Genomic DNA, 18,684 nt, shown 5'->3' on the forward strand with positions numbered 1-18,684 from the left:
CGACCGCTCAGCGGCCCCGCGCGCCCACCGGCGTTGCTTCCGCCTCGCCCAGCCGGTCGTGCACGGGCAGGCCGCCGGCGATCGCGAGGTCCACCTGCGCCTCGCACAAGGCGTCCGGCCCCTCCCGCAGCACATCGACGTCGAGGACCACGACGTCGGCAGGGGAACCCGGCGCCAGGGTGGCCGGACGCAGGTGCAGATGGCCCGAGCCGGCCGTGTACGCACGGAGGATCTCCGGCAGGCCGATCCGCTCCTGCGGATTGAACGGATCGGGCCGGTAGTCCGGTCCCATCCAGGGGGCGCTGGCCAGAGCCGGCAGCCGGGTGGCCGCGACGTAGGCGCCCCAGAGCGGGTTCGGACTGCTGACGGGCCAGTCGCTGCCGGCCGCCAGCCGTGCGCCGGCCCGCGTCAGACCGGCGAAGGGGTACTGCCGATCCACTCGGCGGGGGCCGAGCATCGGCTCGTACGCCTCTCGCATGTGCGGGATCTCCGCCGCCCACAGCGGCTGCACGTTCGCCGTCACGTCGAGCTCGGCGAACCTGGGCAGGTCGGCGTCGTCGACGAGTTGTACGTGGGCGATGTGGTGCCGCTGCCCCGAGGAGCAGCCGGCCGCCTCGACGGCGTCGAGGCACTCGCGCACCGCCCTGTCCCCCACGGCGTGGAAGTGCACGGAGAACTCCGCCCGGACCAGCGCGGTCACGGCCTCACTCAGCTCCGTGGCGTCCAGTCGGCCGGGCGGGGTGACGGATCTGTCGAGATACGGCGAGAGCAGTGCCGCCCAGCCGTTCTCGCAGATGCCGTCCTGCATGATCTTCACATGATCGGCGGGAAGCCCCACGGCGCGGGCCTGCGCTCGACGTTCCCGCAGGTCCTCGATCTGCTCGGGCCCGCGGCGCGGGTCCCACCACAGAGCCAGCGACACGGCGCCGGTCACCTCGCCCCGGCCGGCCAGCCGCAGGTAGGCGGGGAGCGGGTCGGGCAGGCCGAGGTAGGGGCCGACCAGGGCGTCCTGCCATGCGGTGATGCCGTGCCGGTGCAGTAGACGGTGGGCCGTGAGCAGCGCGTTCTCCTGCGCCGCCCGGTCCGGCGGGGGGACGTGCCGGCCCACCAGTTCGGCCGCCGCCTCGTGCAGCAGGCCCGTCGGCCGGCCGCCGAGGCCCCTGCCGATGGTGCCGAACGGCGGGTCCGGCGTGTGCGCACTGACACCGGCCCGAGCCAGAGCCGCGCTGTTCACGCACGCGTCGTGCAGGTCCGAGCCCAGGAGATGAACGGGCCGGTCCGGCACGACCGCGTCGAGCAGTTCGGCCACTGGTGTGCCATGGGGCAGGAACGCCGAGGTGAGGCCGCCCCCGACGACCCACGGAAGATCCGGGTGCCGCCGGGCGTACGCACCGACTCGCATCAGCGCGTCGTCGAGGCCGGCGGAGTCGCTGAGGTCGCACCAGGACTCGAGCAGTCCGGCCGCCATCGGATGCACATGGGCGTCCTGGAAGCCGGGCATGACCAACCGGCCCTCGGTACGCACTACTTGGGCGTCCTCGCCCACCACGTTGAGCACGTCCCGGGCCGAGCCGGTCGCGAGCACGCGGTCCTCGCGCAGGACGATGGTGTCCGCGTGGTCGTGACCAAGCACCCGGCCGCCCGTGAGAACGATGTCCATCACGTCATGCCCTTGCTTCCAGTACCGAGGACCTAGGTCCGTCGGTGATGGATGCGAGACGGAATCCACCGCGTTCCAGCAGGTTCTCCCACTGGAGCCGAGTCCGCTCCTGGCCGCCGAGCAGCACCAGCATGTGCAGATCGAGCAGCCCCGCGGCGCCGGCCCCAGCGTCCTCCGGAAGCACATGCTCGACAATCAGCAGGCGAGAGTCGGCGCTCATGGCCTCGCTGCACCTTTGCAGGATGCGCACGGCGTCGTGGTCCGCCCAGTCGTGCAGGATCTGCGACAGGACATAGACGTCGGCGCCCGATGGGATCCGCTCGAAGAAGTTGCCCTCGGCGATGGTGGCCCGGTCGGCGACTCCTGCGTCGGCCAGCGCCGGGGCCGCGCCGGCCACCACATGCGGCAGGTCGAACACCGTCCCCCGGAGATGGGCGTTGCCGGTCAGCAGCCGGCTCAGCAGAGCCCCGGTGCCCCCTCCGATGTCCACGACGGTGCCGACACCGGACCAGTCGAGGCCCAGCAGCGGCAGCAGCCGCAGCTCGACGAGTCCGGCCTGTCCCTCGTCGAAACGCTTGGCGGCGTCGGGGTGCTCCATGAGCCACTCGAAGTAGGGCTGCCCGAAGACTTGAGGGAACGCGGCGTCCCCAGTGCGCAGCGAATGCTCCGCGGCCTCCCAGACCCGGTAGGCCTCGCCGCCCATCAGCTCCACCAACTGGCGCAGCGAGCCCGGGGTGTTCGCGCACAGCAGGGTGCCGAGCGGGGTGAGGCCGAAGACGTCCGGCGCCACCTCGTCGAACAGGTCCTCTCCGGCGAGCACCCGGAGGAACCGGCCGAGTGCTCCGGGATGCGCGCCCACCGCCCGCGCGAGTTCGGCCACCGGCAACGGTCCGTCCGCGAGGCGGTCGGGGACGCCGAGTTCGCAGACGGCGGAGACGGACCGGGACACCAGGTATCCCATGATCTTGCGGCGGAGCAGCTCGTTGTGCCGGGCCGCGGTTGCGTCTTCCGTTGTCAACGTTCTCCCTTCCCCGTCAGCGCCGGGAACAGCGGTGTCTCGGAGGTGGTCTTCAGGTAGGAGGCCCCGGCGGTGCCGCCGGTGCCGGGGACCTCGCCGATGATGCGCAGCGTGATGCCCCAGTGGCTGCGCTTCATCCCACGCCACAACGTGTCCAGACGCCTCAGTTGCTCGGTGAGCAGGTCCGCGCCGGGGCGGGTGCGGACGTCGCTCCAGGCCTCTTGAAGGGTCGGTCCGGTCCACGGGGCGTCCACGACACCGGACGGCGGGAGGGGCGCGCACGCGGCCTCGATGCGCCGGTAGGAGCGGGACTGGACGGCACTGCGGCCGCTGGTGTACCCGCGGATCACCGCGAACGCCTTGACCGGCATGGTGCCCAGCAGCCGGAACAGGGCCGGGAGCACGGTCATCCGGTCAGTGACCGCGGCCAGGACGTCGACCGCCTTGTCGAGGTGCTCCTCGAGGAGGGCGTCGCGCGATTCGGCGACGGCAAGTCCGATCTGCTCGTACAGCGCCTCGAAGACCTGGATGGAGCGGATGAACATGATCTCGTCGTGCAGTCGGGTGACCGGAAGCAAGGAGCGGAAGACGGTCTGCGCCACCGAGGGGGACACCAGCTCCAGGACGGTCTTCGCGGCGCGTTCCGATGCCTCGGCGAGCGAGTCCAGAGGGTCCTGCGTCCGGGTCAGAGCCGCGGCCACGTCAGTGGTGACGGATGGGTCAAGCCGGTGACGGGGGGCGAGGTCGCCGGACAGGACCAGCAGTCGCGCCGTCGCCCGGAGGCGGGTGCGGACCGCGGGCGCCGGCGAGTCCAGGCCAGCCGTGGCTGCCTCCGTGCGGAGGAGGTCGCCCAGGACCGCCACGGTGAGTTCGTCGAGGCGGGAACGGAGCCGGTCCCGCCCGCTCCCGTGTGCGGTCGTATCGGCGTCCTCACCCTGGTCGGCTCCTGCCGCCAGCAGGTGCGGATGCAGGCCCGCGTAGGTGACGTACCCTCCGGTCTCCTGGTCACAGGTCATCGGGAGCCAAGCCGCCAGGAAAGCGTCCTGCCGGTCGGCGGGGACCGAGGAGAGCCGCCGCACCAAGGCCGGATCCGCCTGGCTGCGCCCCACCGCCTGGAAGTGCGCGACCACTTCCAGGTAGGGGAATAACGAGCAGGAACGACTCTCCCAGGTGTCCAGGGCCGCATGCGCGTCCGAGCCGACCCGCTGCCGGCTGGTGGCGTCCGAGGCGGCCGCGGAGGAGGCCCCCACACCCGTGCCGCGCCGGACGAGTTGCTCGTGTGCCGCCCGGACCTCCTCGCCGATCATGCGGCGTATCCCGCGGAAGCAAGGACGCGGACCGGTTCCCCACGGCTCAGCACACTGGTGCGGTGCTCGCAGGGCCCGAGCGCTTCGAGGACCACGTCCACAATGCGCTGCGGATCACAGCGCGTGCCGCAGGTGAAGGCGTCCAGAAACAATGATCCCTGCTCGGGATAGGTGTGCACCGACACGTGCGACTCGGCCAGGACGAACACCGCCGTGACGCCGACCGGTTCGAACTCCTTGGTCTGCACCCCGCACAGTTCCGCCCCACTGGCCTCGATGCCCTTCCTGATGGCCTCGAGTATCAGCTCGTTGTCGGTGATCCGTTCGGCGGCTATGCCCACGATGTCGCACAGCACATGGGTTCCGGAGAAGGCGTACACGCTCACACCGACCACCTCAGAGCGTCCGAGGCCCATTGGGCACACTCGTGCAGAGCGGCTTCCACCGCCGCGCTGTCGATGCCGCGTACGACGAACGACACGACCGCGTCCGTCGACGCCGTGGCCGCGGCGTAGGCGGCGGGGAGTTCGTCAGGCAAGCGGTGCTGCACCGCCGAATCGGGCAGGCGCATATCCGTGATCTCCTCCAAAGTGCCACGGCGTGGGGGCACGAGGAGCCAGCCGTAGCACTCGGGACCGCGGGAGACGGGGACGTCGCCGCAGCTCAGTCCGGCCTGGTCCCGGAACCAGAGCTCGACGGGGTTGACTCCTGTGCTGAGGGTGAGCGTCTCGTACACGTGCCCGCCGCCCAGGCGCGCCCCGATCTCACAGAAGTACAGCTCCTCCGTGTCCTCGTGGAGGAACACCTCGAGGTGGAAGGGGCTGAACCCGGTCGGGGGCAGAGCGGCGACGGCTCTCTCGGCGAAATCGACGAGGCGCTTCCCGAGCGGGTCGTGCTCGTCGAGCTGGGCACTGCCCAGGCTTTCTCCGTCCGCGAACGACAGACACGAGTTGACATAGCGTGAGGGGAGGGCGAAGAGCACCTCGCCCTCCCGCATGAAGCCGTCGACATGGTGGACGGCGCCCGGCAGGTAGGCCTCGATCAGAACATCGTCCGGATCGCGGTTGGACAGCTGGGCCGTCAGCTCGCCGACGTCGTGGACCACTACGACGCCACGCGATCCGTAGCCCAGCCGCGGCTTGACGACCACCGGCCAGCCGGCCCGCTCCGCGAACTCCTCGGCATCGGCGCGCCCGGCGGGGGCGAGGAACCGCGGCGTCGGCACGGCCGCGGCCACGGCGGCCTTCATGGCGTGCTTGTCCCGGAACACCAGCGCGTCCGCGCCGGAGAGTCCGGCGATCCCGTGCCGGTCGCGGCCCCGGGCAAGCCGCAGGATGTCGTCCTCGGTCCCGTGGACGATCGCGGACACCGTGCGCTCGGTGCACAGCCGGTCGACATGGGCGATCACGGCATCGGAACCGGAGTAGTCGGCGACCGGTATCACCTCGCCGAACTGGCCGGCGTATCCGGGCCCGGCCTCCTCGCTGGTGATGAGCACGACCCGGTCCGCCACCTCGGCCAGCCACTCGCCCACCGGCGTGACCTGGGCTGGGATCCGGTGCGCCAGCAGGATCAGGCCGTCGTCATGCTTCCGCACCGACGGTCACCTCCGTTCGTCCGTTGCTCGCCACGCTCTTGCGTCTGGACATCAGCAGTGGCGCGCACACGAATATCGACAGGGCCATCACGACGAAGTAGGCGACGTCACCACCAAGCAGCAGTCCGCCGACGAAGGGGCCAGCGAAGAACCCGAGGTAGCGGATCTCGGCGATCCCGAAGTAGGTGCCCTTGCGGTCGTCGCTCGCGATCTCGTGGACGGCGATGTCAGGCAGTGGCAACAGCACGCCCTCACCGACGGTCCAGAAGACGATGCCCAGGTAGAGCATGAACAGGCCTTCGTCGGCGGCGGCGTAGAAGCACAGGAACGACAGGGCGAACCCAACGCAGCCGATGACGACCATGAGGTTGGGCCGCACCTTCCGGGACAGCCAGACGATGGGCACCTGGAGCAGTAGCGCCAAGACGGCGTTGGCGATGAAGAGGCCTGCGAAGAGGCGGACCGCGTCCCCGCCCCACTCGTCCGCCATGTACAGCGGAATCATCGACTCCAGCTGGGAGAACACGAAGAAGATGACCAGCCCGGCGGCCGTCGCGGCGAGCAGCAGCCGGTCGCGCAGCGCGGCACGGAGCGGGAAGCGCGGACCTCTCTCCTCCGCGCCGCCCTCCAGTGCCGCCAGCCGCTTGCGGCGAGCCAGGATCAGCGTCAGGTAACCCGTGTAGAACAGGGCCGGAACGGCGAAGAACGCGACCGCGCTGATGCTGTAGAGAACTCCGCCGATCGCCGGACCGACTATGCCGCCGAAGCACAGGATCATGTAGCGCACGCGGAAGATACGGCCGTCCTCGTCCGCCGCCAGCGACATCAGCTTCTTGCCGCCGGGCTCGACGAAGAGCCGGGCCAGGCCAAGCCCGAGGAGCAGGGAGACGATCGCGGGCGCCCCGTCCGCCACGGTGAGTCCCGCGTAGATGCCCACGTACGCGGAGAGCCCCAGGACCATCATGGGCACGGTGCCGAAGCGGTCGACGAGTGTCCCGCCCACCACGCCGCCGACCGAGGCGATGAGCGCGATCGATCCGACGACAGCTCCGATGGCCACCTCGGACAGCGAGGTGCGGGAGGCCAGATAGATCGATGCGAAGGGCATGGCCGCGAAGAACGCAATGGCGTTGAGCAGCGAGCCGGCCGCGAGCAGCGCCTGCAGACCGTCGAGCCGCCACAGTGGCGGAGCCTTCTTGTCCGCGGGCTCGCTCACCGGGCCGACGCCATCGGGAGCAGGGGAAGCATGCGGTCGTCGCCGTCGGTGAGGCCCTTGGTCCTGCGCTTGAGAGCGGTGAACTCGTCGAGCACCTTCTGGTCCGAGGCCGGCGAGAGGTAGTACATCATGTTGGCGTACCAGACCCAGCCCAGCTCGGTGATCCGGAACTCCTCCGCGTCCTCCTCCAGCATTCCCTCGGAGACCAACAGGGCGAGCTTGTCGGTGAGTTCGGTGGGGATGTGCTCCCAGGCGATGCGGCTCTTGTCGAGATAGCCGAAGTAGGGCAGGTGCAGGATGATTCCCCGCTCATAGGGGATGCCGTCACCAACGGTGATGTTGATCTTCACATCGTCGTTCTCCAGCAGGTTCTTGACGTACGTGGCGCGGTTCTCGTCGTTCATCACGGTGTAGTTGGCGACCTGCGAGATGGCGCTGTTGCCCAGCCCGATCAGCTCGTCGTCGTGGTACGACCAGGTGTGGGTGTTGTACAGGTTGAGGTAGTCGCGCGAGATGAAGGGCGTCGTCGGCCTCTGCCCCTCCGGCAGGCGGAGATAGCCGTGCCCGTTGTGCTGCTGGAACCCCGAGGCGCGCATGTACTGGTTCAGGTAGATGGTCATGGCCATCTTGTCGATGAAGCTCAGCGGCTTCAGGCCGCGGCTCGCGTACGAGTGGTGGAGCGGTGCCTGGGTGACGACGTTGCTGATGGGGTACAGCTCCATCGTCGGGGTGCCCATGCTCGTGGCGTATTCGATGTCACGGGAGAACTGCTCGAAGGTCTGGCCGTGCATCCCGTAGATCATGTCGAAGCTCGTGTACTCGAAGTACTTCTTGAAGAGCTCGACCGCGGCGTACTCCTGCTCGATCGTCGCGGTGATGTTGAACAGCTCGCGGTACAGCGGGTCGAAGCTCTGCAGGCCGAACCGGACCTTGTTCACCCCGATGTCCCGCATCGCCGCGCACTTCTCCTCGGTCACGCTCTTGACCTCGGCCTCGAACGTGAACTCCTGGAGCTGGGAGAGGTCGAAGTGGTCGCGCACGGCCTGGCCGATACGGGTGATCTGGCCGGCGGTCAGCGTGGTCGGGGTACCGCCGCCGAAGAAGATCGCCCGGATCGGTATCGAAGTGGCCTCGGCGTAACGGCCCTTGAGCGCGATTTCCTTGAGCAGGGCCTGGACGTACGTCTCGATCTGCTCGTCCCCGGTGCTCCCCAGGCCCCGGTTGAGGGTACAGAAGGTACATATCGTGTCGCAGAACGGTACATGGAAGTAGAGCGCGCGAGAGCGCACCCCCTCCGTCCGCATCCCGGAGTGGAATTCGTGGTGCGTGACCGTGTCCAGCTCCTGGCCCTTCATCGGGTAGAGCCAGTTGTAGAAGGGGAGCTGGCGGTCGAACTTCATCAGGGTCTTGCCGGGCATGAGGTTGATCATTCGAGTTCCAATCGCACGCTTTGGCGGACAGTGCGGAGCAGCGCGTCGACCTCGGCCGCGTCCCGGCCGTGGACGAGCACGAAAGCGGTGAGGGATCCCAGATCGCGGGTGAGGGGCACGAAGTCGCCGGGAGCGGCACAGGGGAAGACGGCGTCGACCCCGGCGGTCGACCGGATCTCCTCCAGGCCGGCCAGCTCCTTGAGCACCCCGGGCCGGTCGTCGTTGCGCAGGCAGCAGATGCCCAGCGCCGCGTCGAATCCGAGGTCGCGGGAGAGCAGTCCCGTGTCCTCGCCCAGATACGCGGCGAGGGTGTCGTCGTAGGGGCGGATGGTGCTGTGCAGACGCCAGTGGTCCGTCATGTGCGCGCCGGGAAGCCGACTGGCCAGCTCCATCAGACAGGGTCCGGCGGCATCCGTCTTGATCTCGGTGTGGCTGGGACCCAGCCGCACCCGGTAGGCGTCCAGCGCCTGAAGGACGAAGCGCTCCGCGGCCGGCCAGTCAGGGTCGTCGGGGCCGAGCTGGACCAGGTCCCAGTACGGCTGGTCGTAGTCGCCGCTGTCCGGCTGCCGGTACTCCCACATGTCCAGCACCCGGTGGCGGCCGTCCTGGCTGAAGCAGTTGACGGCGATCTCCCGGCCGCGCACGTACTCCTCGACCAGCCATTTCTCGTTCGCGCCACCGAACAGGTCGCGGGCCGGAAGGTCGCCCACGGCTGCCGGATCCGGCAGGACCGTCACCCCGTGCGAGCCCGCACCGCGCTGCGGCTTGGCGATGGCCGGTAAGCCGATCCGCGACGCCGCCTCGGCGACCCGGTCCCGGGAGACGACCTCGAAGGCCGGAACCCGGATGCCCGACGCCACGGCGTGTCTTCGCATCGCCGCCTTGGAGCGCCGGGCCGACGCGGTGACCGCCGGATTCCCCGGCACCCCTAACAGCTCGCTCAGCCGGTCCCCGACCTCCACCGACGGCTCGGTGGTCGGGACGACCGCGCGGACCTGCCCTGTCAGCCGCCGGGCGGCCTCATCCGCGTCGGCGGCGTGCACGACCTGCTCGTCGTCCCGCCGGTAGTCTTGGTCGTAGGACGCGAGGAGCGTCTCGTCCAGGGTGTACAGCGAGATGGTCGGCAGAGCTCGACGGCGGCAGGCGTCCTTGAACGGGTGCCCGGTCATGGCCGGATCCACCAGAACGACGCTTCCCCCGTGAGCCGAGGACCGGCTCACGCCGTCACCGCGATGCGCAGTTCGTCGCGCACACGGGCCAGCACCGCATCGAGTTCCCGCCGGTCGGGGGCCTGGTAGACCACCATGCCGACGCGGTCCATCGAGGAGCGCAGCTCGTGGACCTCGTCGCCGGGCGCCACATCGATTTCGATCTTCACCACGCCGGGGAGCTTCGCCACCCGCTCCACGCCCTCGACGGCGCTCACCGTGCCGGCCGGAGGCGTCGGGAACCAGACCGAGGCCATCCGTGGCGGCGGGGTCCCGGTCGCGCCGGACGGGAGGTTGAGCGGGAGTCCACAGGCCGCCGCGACCGCAGCGTCGTACAGGTCGACGTCAGTGGCGGCCTGGATGACGTCCATCAGGTAGTCGCCGGGCGTGCGGGTGGCGATCTCCACGATGTGCGGACCGTCGGAACGCAGGATGAGCTCGAAATGCACGACGCCGGTACGCATGCCCAGCGCCCCGATCACCTGGCGCAACAGTGTCGAGATCGCCTGCCGGTCCGCCGCGTCGAGACCGGCGGGGACGTGGTGGGCCAGCTCGACCCGATAGGGCGCCACCGTGGTGGTCTTCGCGGTGACGCTTTCGAAGACCGGAGCGCCGTCGACGATCAGGGCCTCGACGCTGAACTCCGGACCGTCGAGGTACTCCTCGATCAGGAACGAGGCATTCGCGGGCTGCTTGTTCGCCCAGGCGTGCAGTTCGTGGTGGTCGGCGGCGATCCGCACGCCCAGACTGCCCATGCTGGACAAAGGTTTCAGCACCACCGGGTAGCGGCCGGCAGCGAACGACTCGGCCGCCGCCGCGTCCCGAGCGTGCAGGTACTCGGGCTGGTTGAGGCCGGCCCGGCCGAACACCTCGCGCTGCATGAGCTTGTTGCGGGAAATGGCCGCGGCCCGCACCCCGGGCCCCGGCAGACCCAGCTCCTCGGCCAGCATCGCGGCCGCGACGATGTGCGGCTCCGAGAAGCCCAGTACGCCGGCCACCGGCCCATCGGCCAGGGCGGTGGTCGCCGCCGCCAGCCAGCCCTCGTCGTCCGTCGCCGTCACCGGGTACCCCCGGTCGCCCGGGCCCAGAGCGGCCTTGGTCTCCTCCCACCCTAGTGCAGCGGAGGTGTCCAGAACCGACACGTCCAGCCCACGCGCATGGGCCCGACCCAGATAGGGGCGGCCCATCCAGCCGCACCCAACCATCAGCAACTCCCCCATGAACTCCCCCAGTTGTTGGGTCTTGCGGACCACGGCGGGCCCGATCATTCATCAACTCCGAGCCGACAAGCAAGGCTTGTTTTGCCTCGGCGTGGCGCGTAGGTTGAGACCGCAAGTGTCCAAATCGTGGACGCCAACGTGGTGGCGGGAACTCCGGAACGGACCGCGTGAGGGGGAGATCACGAGTGGCAGGCGTCACCGTCACCGAGGCGCGCCGGGAACGCTGGTGGCAGGACGGCACCCCGCTGCGCTCCCTGGAAGAGGCGCAGGAGTACATCGAGGATGTCGGCATCTCGCTGCTCTTCGGTGGAGGCGCCGCTCGCTACCCGTCGCTCCGCGAGGCCTCGCGCGACGAGTCCCTCCCCCGCCTCCCCTCCGGATGGGGAGAGGACCTGGAGGCGATGTGGACCTGGAAGGACACGCTCCCCGTCCAGGGCCACGCCTGGCTGGGCCGCTACCTGTCCGGCAAGCAGACCCTGCTCTCCAGCCAACTTCTGGCGGACCTCTACGAGTTCGAGGGCAAGGAGGACGACGTCCTGTCGGTGACCGGGCTCTCCGAGGAGGCCGACCGACTGGCGGGCCTCCTGCTGGACGAGGGGCCGATGGCGACCCGCGCGCTGCGCGATGCCGTCGGAGTGACTGGCAAGAAGTTCGACCAGGTGCTGACCGAGCTGGGCCGTCACCTGCTGATCACCAACTACGGTGTCGAGGAGGGCCCCGGCTGGGCCAGCTGCGTCATCGAGTTGACCGCGCGGGCCTTTTCCGTGCCGTCGCACGGCAGCCGCGCCGAGCGCGACGCGCGGGCGGCGGCCCGATTCGTGGATACGATGGTCGAGGCGAAGCCCGCTACTCTGTGCCGCGCCTTCGGATGGTCGCGTGAAAGGGCGGTTGTGGCCTTGGAGTCCTGAGGCGCGGGACGACGTCTCACCGTCCGGGATCCGCAGTGCCGACCCGGCGCCGGAAAACCAATGGCGTCCGTGTCTGCCCCTCTTCTGCGGGGAGGCACGTACAGCGCAGCGGCCGGTGGTCATTCTGACACCCGGATCACGCGCGACATCTACCAGAGCGTGCTCCCCCACGTCGGCTAGAGCGCCGCCGAGGCCACCGCGAAGCTGGTCCCCCTCCAGCGCAAGGCCGAGCAGGAAGCGCAGGCCAGCAAGGCCGCCAAGGAGGCCAAGCGGGCCGCGAAAGCGAAGGCCAGGGGGAGGAAGAAGGGCAAGGCCAAGAAGGCCGCCAAGAAGGGCTGACGGCCCCTCCGCTCACGCATCGCTCACGCACGCAAACCTGCGGCACTTCAGCCGCGTGTCCCGCCATGCCCCCAGCAACAGAAAACCCCAGGTCACGGGCTGTGTGACCTGGGGTTTCTCTGAGCCGCCTTCGGGATTCGAACCCGAGACCTACGCATTACGAGTGCGTTGCTCTGGCCATCTGAGCTAAGGCGGCGCGCCGTGTGCACCATGGTGCGATCAGCGACGTCGGTAAGTCTACACAGTTTCCGAGGGTGCTTCGTACCGGCCCCGGAGGCGGGCCCGAGCCACCGCCTCCGGGGGTGTCCGCACCGTCTACGAGCAGCGCTTTCCGTCCTTCGGAGGGGTGCCGTCGATCAGGTAGGTGTTGATCGCGGAGTCGATGCAGGAGCTGCCGCGGCCGAAGGCCGTGTGGCCGTCGCCCTCGTAGGTGAGGAGGCGGGCCGAGTCGAGCTGGCCGGCCAGGGCCTCCGCCCAGCGGTACGGGGTCGCCGGGTCCCGGGTGGTGCCGACGACGACGATCGGGGCCGCGCCCTTCGCCTCGATCCGCTGCGCCTCGCCCGTGGCCCGCACCGGCCAGTACGCGCAGTTCAGCGACGCCCAGGCGAGCCCCTCGCCGAACACCGGGGACGCCTTCCTGAAGGCGGGGAGCGCCTGCCGCACCTGGTCCGGGCCCTCGAAGGCGGGCGGCAGGTCGAGGCAGTTCACGGCCGCGTTGGCGAACATCAGGTTGCTGTAGGTCCCCTTCGCGTCCCGCTCGTAGTAGCTGTCGGAGAGGAAGAGGAGCCCGGCGCCGTCCTTCTCCTTCATCGCCGCCGTCAGCGACTCGCGCAGCTGCGGCCAGGCCGCCTCGTCGTACATGGCGGCGATCACGCCCATCGTCGCCAGCGACTCGGTCAGCCTGCGGCCGTCGGCGTCACCGGTGGCGAGCGGGCGGGCGTCGAGCGCGTCGAAGAACGTCCTCAGGTTCTCGCCGACCCGCGCCGGGGACGTCCCCTTGCCGCCGAGCGGGCAGTCGCTCTGCCGCACGCAGTCCTCGGCGAAGGCGGTGAACGCCGTACCGAAGCCCTCCGTCTGCTCCAGGTTGAGCTGCCGGGCGGACAGCGAGGGGTCCATCGCGCCGTCCAGCACCAGCCGACCGGTCCGGTCCGGGAACAGCCCCGCGTACGTCGCGCCGAGCAGGGTGCCGTACGAGGCGCCGACGTACGTCAGCTTCTCGTCGCCCAGCGCCGCGCGCACGATGTCCATGTCCCGGGCCGCCTCGACGGTCGACACATGGCGCAGCAGCTTCGGCGCGCCCGCCCCGCACCCCTCGGCGAACGTCCGGTACGCCGCGACGAGCGCCTCGGTCTCCTTCTCGTCGTCCGGCGTGGTGTCGACGCGGGTGTACGCGTCCATCGCCGGCCCGTCCAGGCACTCGACGGGCTCGCTGCGGGCGACGCCCCGCGGGTCGACGGCGACGACGTCGTACCGGGCGCGCACGTCGGCCGGGTAACCGATGCCCGCGTACGCCTGGAGGTAGCCCACCGCCGAGCCGCCCGGCCCGCCGGGGTTGACCAGCAGCGAACCGAGCCGCTTGCCGGGACCCGTGGCCTTCTTGCGGGAGACGGCGAGGCGCACGTCCCCCGCGGACGGTTCGGCGTAGTCGAGCGGGGCCTTGAGCGTGGCGCACTGGAAGCCGGGGGCACCGCAGTCCCGCCAGGCCGGTTTCTGCTTGTAGTACGGCGCGAGGGCCGACGGCGTGGGACCGGGCAGGGGGGCGAGGGCGGCGGCCGCTCCCGCCACCGGCGTACTGGCCCTGCTCGTCGAACTTCCGGAGGAGCAGCCCGCGAGCAGCAGCGCGGCCGTGGCGAGCAGGGCGGCTGCGGTACGGGTCCTGCGTGGGGTGCGCCTTGTGTGCATGCAGCGAGCGTAACGGTGAGCGACCGGACGAATGCGCTGTGCACACACCGTTCCCCGTACGAGTTACGGCGTCACGGGCGCGGTACCTCGACCGGGGCGCCGGTGGCGGCAGTCGAGCCGGCCCTCGGGCACGGTGGCCCGACCGGTCCCGGTAACGGCGGCTCGGTCCGCCCTCGATGACAGTCGCTCAGCCCGCCCCCGATGAGGGTCGCTCGGCCCGCCCTCGATGACGGTGGCTCAGCCCGCCCTCAGCGCCATCGTCATCGCCTCCACCGCGAGCAGCGGCGCCACGTTGCGGTCCAGGGCCTCACCGCAGGCGGCGATCGCCTCGATCCGGCGCAAGGTGGCCTCCGGGGTGCTGCTCCGGGCCAGTCGCTCCAGCGCGTCCTCGGCGTCCGTGTTGGCGAGGGCGATGCGGGAGCCGAGCTGCAGGGCCAGCACGTCCCGGTAGAAGCTGGTGAGGTCGGCCAGGGCGACGTCGAGGCTGTCGCGCTGGGTCCGCGTCCTGCGCCGCTTCTGCATCTCCTCCAGGTCCTTGACCACGCCCGCCGTGCCGCGTGGCAGCCGGCTGCCCTGGACCGCGCCGAGCGCCGCCTTCAGGTCCTCGGTCTCCTTGCCGTCCATCTCCTCGGCCAGCTGCTTGGCGTCCTCGGCCGCCGCGTCGACGAGTTCCTGCGCGGCTTTCAGCGCCCCGCCGACGTCCTCGACCCGCAGCGGCAGCTTCAGCACGGAGGCGCGGCGGGCGCGGGCGGCCGGGTCGGTGGCCAGACGGCGTGCCCGGTCGACGTGGCCCTGGGTGGCGCGGGCGACGGAGGCGGCGACGTCCGGTTCGATGCCCTCGCGCCGGATCAGCATGTCGGTGACGGCGTCCACCGACGGCGTGCTCAGGACGAGGTGGCGGCAGCGGGAGCGGATCGTCGGCAGGACGTCCTCGACGGAGGGCGCGCACAGCAGCCACACCGTACGGGGGGCGGGCTCCTCGACGGCCTTGAGGACGGCGTTGGCCGACCTCTCGTTGAGCCGCTCGGCGTCCTCGACGAGGATCACCTGCCAGCGGCCGTTCGCCGGGGCGGTGAACGACTTGCGGACGGTGTCGCGCATATGCCTGACCAGGATCTCCGCGCCGACGGCGGCGACCGTGGAGACGTCGGCGTGGGTGCCGACCAGCGCGGTGTGGCAGCCGTCGCAGAAGCCGCAGCCGGGGGCCCCACCGAGGGCCCGGTCCGGGCTGACGCACTGCAGCGCGGCGGCGAAGGCCCGCGCCGCCTGGTTGCGGCCGGCGCCGGGCGGGCCGGTGAACAGCCACGCGTGCGTCATGCGGGACGCCTCGGGCGGTGGCGCGTCGCTCGACGCGGCGGTGACGAACGCGTCCGCGTCCCGGGCGGCGGCGGCGAGCTGTTCGCTCACCCGCTCCTGCCCGACGAGGTCGTCCCACACGGTCATGGGTCAGCCCGCCCTTCCGTCACATCGGTGCCTTGCCGGATCCATTGTGCGGGTCGGCACCGACACACCCGTCCCGGCGGGCGTCCCGTCCGCCGCCGACGACAGTGCCGGGCGCGCCCGAAGGCCCGCCCGGCACCCACACACCCGTGAGGTACGCGCCCCTCAGCGCCGACGCCACCGCCCGCCGCCACGGCCCTCGTCGTCGCCCTGGTCGTCGTCGTGCGGGCCGAGCAGTTCGTCGGCCAGCGACGGCAGGTCGTCCAGCGGGGTCTCCTCGGCCCAGTCGGACCGCTGCCGGCGGCGCGGGGCGCCTTCGGCGTCCACCTGGGGCAGCTCACGCGTACGGTCCTCGGGCTCCTCCGCGCCACGGCCCGAACCGGTCTCGCCGCCTCGCACCGGGGGCAGCACCGCCGTTTCGTCGGCCGCGCCCGGCGGGACCGGGGGCAGCACCGCCGTGTCGTCCGCCGCGCCCGGCGGCACCTGCGGCAGGGGCAGTTCCGTCGTCACCTCGGTGTCGGCCGGCGCGGGCCGGGCCGGCTCCCGCGTGCCGTCCTCGTCCCGCACCCGGGGCAGTACGGCCGTCTCGTCCACCGGTCCGCCCGTCGCGTTCGTCGGCGTCACCACCGGCGTCGGCACGGTCAGGGCCTCGTCGGCCTCCGGGCCCGCGGAAGGCCGGGCCGGGGCCTCGGAGGGCCGGGCCGGGGCCTCGGAAGGCGTCACGGTGTTGCGCGGCCCCGCCTCCGCCGCGGCCGCCGCACGCTCGGCGAGCTGCCGGGCCTGCTCCGCGCGCAGCAGGGCTTCCTCAGCCTTGCGCTGCTTCTCCAGGCGCTGCGCCTCCGCCTCGGCGCGCAGCCGCGCCTCTTCCTCCGCCTGCTTGCGGCGGCGCTCCTCCTCGGCCTTGCGGCGCGCCTCCTCCTCGGCACGCGCCTTCTCCTCGGCGAGCAGCCGCTGACGCTCCTCTTCGGCACGCCGACGGGCCTCCTCGGCGCGCTGCCGGGCCTCCTCCGCCTGCCGCTCGGCCTCACGCCGCTGCGCCTCCTCGAGCTCGCGCCGCTTGCGCTCCTCCTCCTCGGCGCGCAGCTTGGCGAGCTGCGCCTGGCGCTCCCGCTCGAGGCGCTCCTCCTCGGCCTTGCGGGCGGCCTCCTCCTCCGCCTTGCGGCGGGCCTCCTCCTCGGCCTTGCGGCGCGCCTCCTCGCGCGCCGCGATCTCGGCCTCGGACAGCGGCAGCACCCGGTCGAGCCGGTGCCGGATCACCGTGGTGACCGCCTCGGGCTCCTGCCCGGCGTCGACCACCAGGTAGCGGCCGGGGTCGGCGGCGGCCAGCGTGAGGAAGCCGGAGCGCACGCGCGCGTGGAACTCCGCGGGCTCCGACTCCAGCCGGTCGGGCGCCTCGGTGAAACGCTCCCGCGCGGCCTCCGGCGACACGTCGAGCAGCACCGTCAGATGCGGTACGAGTCCGTCGGTGGCCCAGCGGTTGATGCGGGCGATCTCGGTGGGCGACAGGTCCCGCCCGGCGCCCTGGTAGGCGACGGAGGAGTCGATGTACCGGTCGCTGATGACCACGGCGCCGCGCTCCAGGGCCGGGCGCACGACGGTGTCGACGTGCTCCGCGCGGTCGGCGGCGTACAGCAGGGCCTCGGCGCGGTGCGAGAGGCCGGCGCTGGAGACGTCCAGCAGGATGGAGCGCAGCCGCTTGCCGACCGGGGTCGCCCCCGGCTCACGGGTCAGGACGACCTCGTGGCCCTTGGAGCGGATCCACTCGGCGAGTGCCTCGGCCTGGGTGGACTTCCCGGCGCCGTCGCCGCCCTCCAGGGCGATGAAGAAGCCGGAGGCGGCGGACGTGGGCGCGGGGTCGTCGCCGCCGAGCAGCGCGTCGCGCAGGTCCTGCCGCAGCGGGACGCCGGAGCGGTCGTCGACCTTGGCCAGCACCAGCGCGGCCACCGGCAGCAGCAGCGCGCCGACCAGCATGAGCGTGAAGGCGGCGCCGCCGTGCGCGAAGACGAACTTGCCGTTCTCCAGGCGGTGCGGGCCGATCGCCGCCGCCACCACGGGGGCGACGACCGCGCCGAGCGCCACGTACACGCGGACGACCGCGTGCAGGTGTTCGGTGACCCGGGCCCGGCGCTGCTCCTCGGTCTCCTGGTCGAGCAGGGTGTGCCCGATGTTGGCGGCCATGCCCGCGCCGGCGCCGGCCAGCGCGAGGATCAGCAGCACGCTGGTGACGTCCGGCACGAGTCCGGCGGCCAGCAGGGCGACGCCCGTGAAGGCGAGCGTGAGGGCGAGCATCCGGCGCCGGGACAGGGACGGCATCAGCAGCGGCGCGGTACGGATGCCGACGACCACGCCGCCGGTCAGCGCGCCCACCATGAGGCCGAAGAGCACGGGTCCGCCGCCCAGGTCCTTGGCGTGCAGCACCGACACGGCGACGGCGGCCGCCACCGCGCCGGCGACGGACGCGCCCGCGAGCACCAGCAGCGGCAGCACGCCGGTGCGGCCCTTGTCGGGTCCTGCGGCGACCCGCGGGCGGCGCAGGCCCTCCAGCGGCGAGCGCGGGCGGGGCGTGCGGGTGCCGGGCAGCTCGAGGAAGGTGACGACGGACAGCGACGCGGCGAACAGCCCGGCCGCGACGTACGAGGCGAGCGCCGCCTGGTGCTCGCCGAACCACTCGATGCCCGTGCCCAGGAGGTTGTTGCACAGGGCGGCGACGACGAGCGTCAGGGCGGCGAGCGGTATCGCCACGAAGCCGGTGCGCAGGGACAGCCGGCGCAGGGCGTCCAGGTGGTCGGGCAGCGGCCGGATGCTGGCGCCCTCGGGCGGCGGCCCGGGCAGCAGGGCGGGCGCGGCGCTCTCGCGGCACACCGTCCAGAACCGCTCGGCGACGCCGGCCACGAACGCGGTGACCAGGAGGATCGCCAGGGCGTTGTCCGGGGTCCAGTCGATCCACAGCGGCGCCACGATGAGCAGCGCGGCCCGCAGTCCGTCCGCGCCGACCATGGTCCAGCGGCGGTCCAGCGGCCCGTCCTGCGAGGTGAGCGAGGTGAGCGGGCCGAGGAGCACGGCGCCGAACAGCAGCGTCGCGAGGATGCGCACGCCGAAAACGGTCGCCACTGCGAACGCCGCTCCGCGGTACCCGCCGCCGAACGCCTGCTCGGCGACCGAGGCTTGAAGGGTGAGGAGCACCAGCACGAGGAGGGCGAGGACGTCGCCGACCCCGCCCACGAGCTGCGCGCTCCACAGCCGTTTCACCTGCGGTCGGCGCAGCAGGGCGCGGACGGCACGCTCGCGGGAGTCCGCGACAAGGGCGTCGTCGGGGGCCGGTTGAGGGGCCGTGGGCTGCTCGGCTCGCGTCATGCGTTCAGCCTATCGGCCCGGGAGGACACCCCGGGGCCGACGCGCCTGACATGCACACGTCCCGACACGGAACCGTGCCGGGACG

The 18,684-nt window shown here is 71.6% G+C and carries 13 protein-coding genes and 1 tRNA gene; 1 reads left to right on the forward strand and 13 read right to left on the reverse strand.

All coding sequences use genetic code 11. The annotated features are described in order from the left end of the window. Positions 1 to 7: 7 nt before the first annotated feature. From ACIF8S_RS18615 to ACIF8S_RS18655, 9 genes are read right to left on the reverse strand one after another with little or no spacing between them, the layout of a single operon-like run. Positions 8 to 1,660, reverse strand: a complete 1,653-nt coding sequence (locus tag ACIF8S_RS18615; RefSeq protein WP_400000129.1) for an amidohydrolase — start codon at positions 1,658 to 1,660, stop codon at positions 8 to 10. Positions 1,661 to 1,664: 4 nt separating this feature from the next. Further along, on the reverse strand, positions 1,665 to 2,678 hold the full coding sequence (locus ACIF8S_RS18620) for a methyltransferase (RefSeq protein WP_400000130.1): 1,014 nt from the start codon (positions 2,676 to 2,678) through the stop codon (positions 1,665 to 1,667). After that, positions 2,675 to 3,985 (reverse strand): hypothetical protein, encoded by a 1,311-nt coding sequence (locus tag ACIF8S_RS18625; RefSeq protein WP_400000131.1) that lies wholly within the window; start codon positions 3,983 to 3,985, stop codon positions 2,675 to 2,677. Before ACIF8S_RS18625 ends, ACIF8S_RS18620 begins: the two co-directional genes overlap by 4 nt. Beyond that, entirely contained in the window at positions 3,982 to 4,371 is a 390-nt protein-coding gene (speD, locus tag ACIF8S_RS18630; RefSeq protein WP_400000132.1) for an adenosylmethionine decarboxylase, read from the reverse strand. Before speD ends, ACIF8S_RS18625 begins: the two co-directional genes overlap by 4 nt. Continuing rightward, positions 4,368 to 5,582, reverse strand: coding sequence for an acetyl-CoA carboxylase biotin carboxylase subunit family protein (locus tag ACIF8S_RS18635; protein WP_400000133.1), 1,215 nt, complete (start codon positions 5,580 to 5,582; stop codon positions 4,368 to 4,370). Before ACIF8S_RS18635 ends, speD begins: the two co-directional genes overlap by 4 nt. Next, the gene (locus ACIF8S_RS18640; RefSeq protein ID WP_400000134.1) at positions 5,569 to 6,798 is read right to left on the reverse strand and encodes an MFS transporter; all 1,230 of its coding nucleotides are present in this window, start codon (positions 6,796 to 6,798) and stop codon (positions 5,569 to 5,571) included. The genes ACIF8S_RS18635 and ACIF8S_RS18640 overlap by 14 nt, the downstream gene beginning before the upstream one ends. After that, entirely contained in the window at positions 6,795 to 8,216 is a 1,422-nt protein-coding gene (locus tag ACIF8S_RS18645) for a coproporphyrinogen-III oxidase family protein (RefSeq protein ID WP_400000135.1), read from the reverse strand. The genes ACIF8S_RS18640 and ACIF8S_RS18645 overlap by 4 nt, the downstream gene beginning before the upstream one ends. Positions 8,217 to 8,224: 8 nt before the next feature. Further along, entirely contained in the window at positions 8,225 to 9,397 is a 1,173-nt protein-coding gene (locus tag ACIF8S_RS18650; protein WP_400000136.1) for an ATP-grasp domain-containing protein, read from the reverse strand. 47 nt (positions 9,398 to 9,444) lie between these two features. Next, the gene (locus ACIF8S_RS18655; protein WP_400000137.1) at positions 9,445 to 10,704 is read right to left on the reverse strand and encodes an ATP-grasp domain-containing protein; all 1,260 of its coding nucleotides are present in this window, start codon (positions 10,702 to 10,704) and stop codon (positions 9,445 to 9,447) included. Between the two features lie 137 nt (positions 10,705 to 10,841). Between ACIF8S_RS18655 and ACIF8S_RS18660 the strand changes: the two genes are divergently transcribed. Further along, positions 10,842 to 11,564 (forward strand): hypothetical protein, encoded by a 723-nt coding sequence (locus tag ACIF8S_RS18660; protein WP_400000138.1) that lies wholly within the window; start codon positions 10,842 to 10,844, stop codon positions 11,562 to 11,564. Positions 11,565 to 12,025: 461 nt separating this feature from the next. Here the strand turns inward: ACIF8S_RS18660 and ACIF8S_RS18665 are convergent. The 4 genes from ACIF8S_RS18665 to tmk all read right to left on the reverse strand — a co-directional run bounded on the left by ACIF8S_RS18665 (position 12,026) and on the right by tmk (position 18,599). Further along, a tRNA-Thr gene (locus ACIF8S_RS18665) sits at positions 12,026 to 12,099 on the reverse strand. A 119-nt stretch (positions 12,100 to 12,218) separates the two neighbouring features. Next, positions 12,219 to 13,805 (reverse strand): alpha/beta hydrolase, encoded by a 1,587-nt coding sequence (locus tag ACIF8S_RS18670; protein WP_400000139.1) that lies wholly within the window; start codon positions 13,803 to 13,805, stop codon positions 12,219 to 12,221. A gap of 237 nt (positions 13,806 to 14,042) precedes the next feature. Then, a complete protein-coding gene (locus tag ACIF8S_RS18675) occupies positions 14,043 to 15,248 on the reverse strand; it encodes a DNA polymerase III subunit delta' (RefSeq protein ID WP_400000140.1) in 1,206 nt (401 codons plus the stop codon). Between the two features lie 162 nt (positions 15,249 to 15,410). Further along, positions 15,411 to 18,599 carry a dTMP kinase gene (tmk, locus tag ACIF8S_RS18680; protein ID WP_400000141.1) on the reverse strand — a complete coding sequence of 1,063 codons (3,189 nt, stop codon included), beginning with the start codon at positions 18,597 to 18,599 and terminating at the stop codon, positions 15,411 to 15,413. Positions 18,600 to 18,684 lie beyond the last annotated feature (85 nt).

Origin of the sequence: Streptomyces sp. NPDC085937 (assembly GCF_044540535.1) — a bacterium.
Taxonomy (GTDB): Bacteria; Actinomycetota; Actinomycetes; order Streptomycetales; family Streptomycetaceae; genus Streptomyces.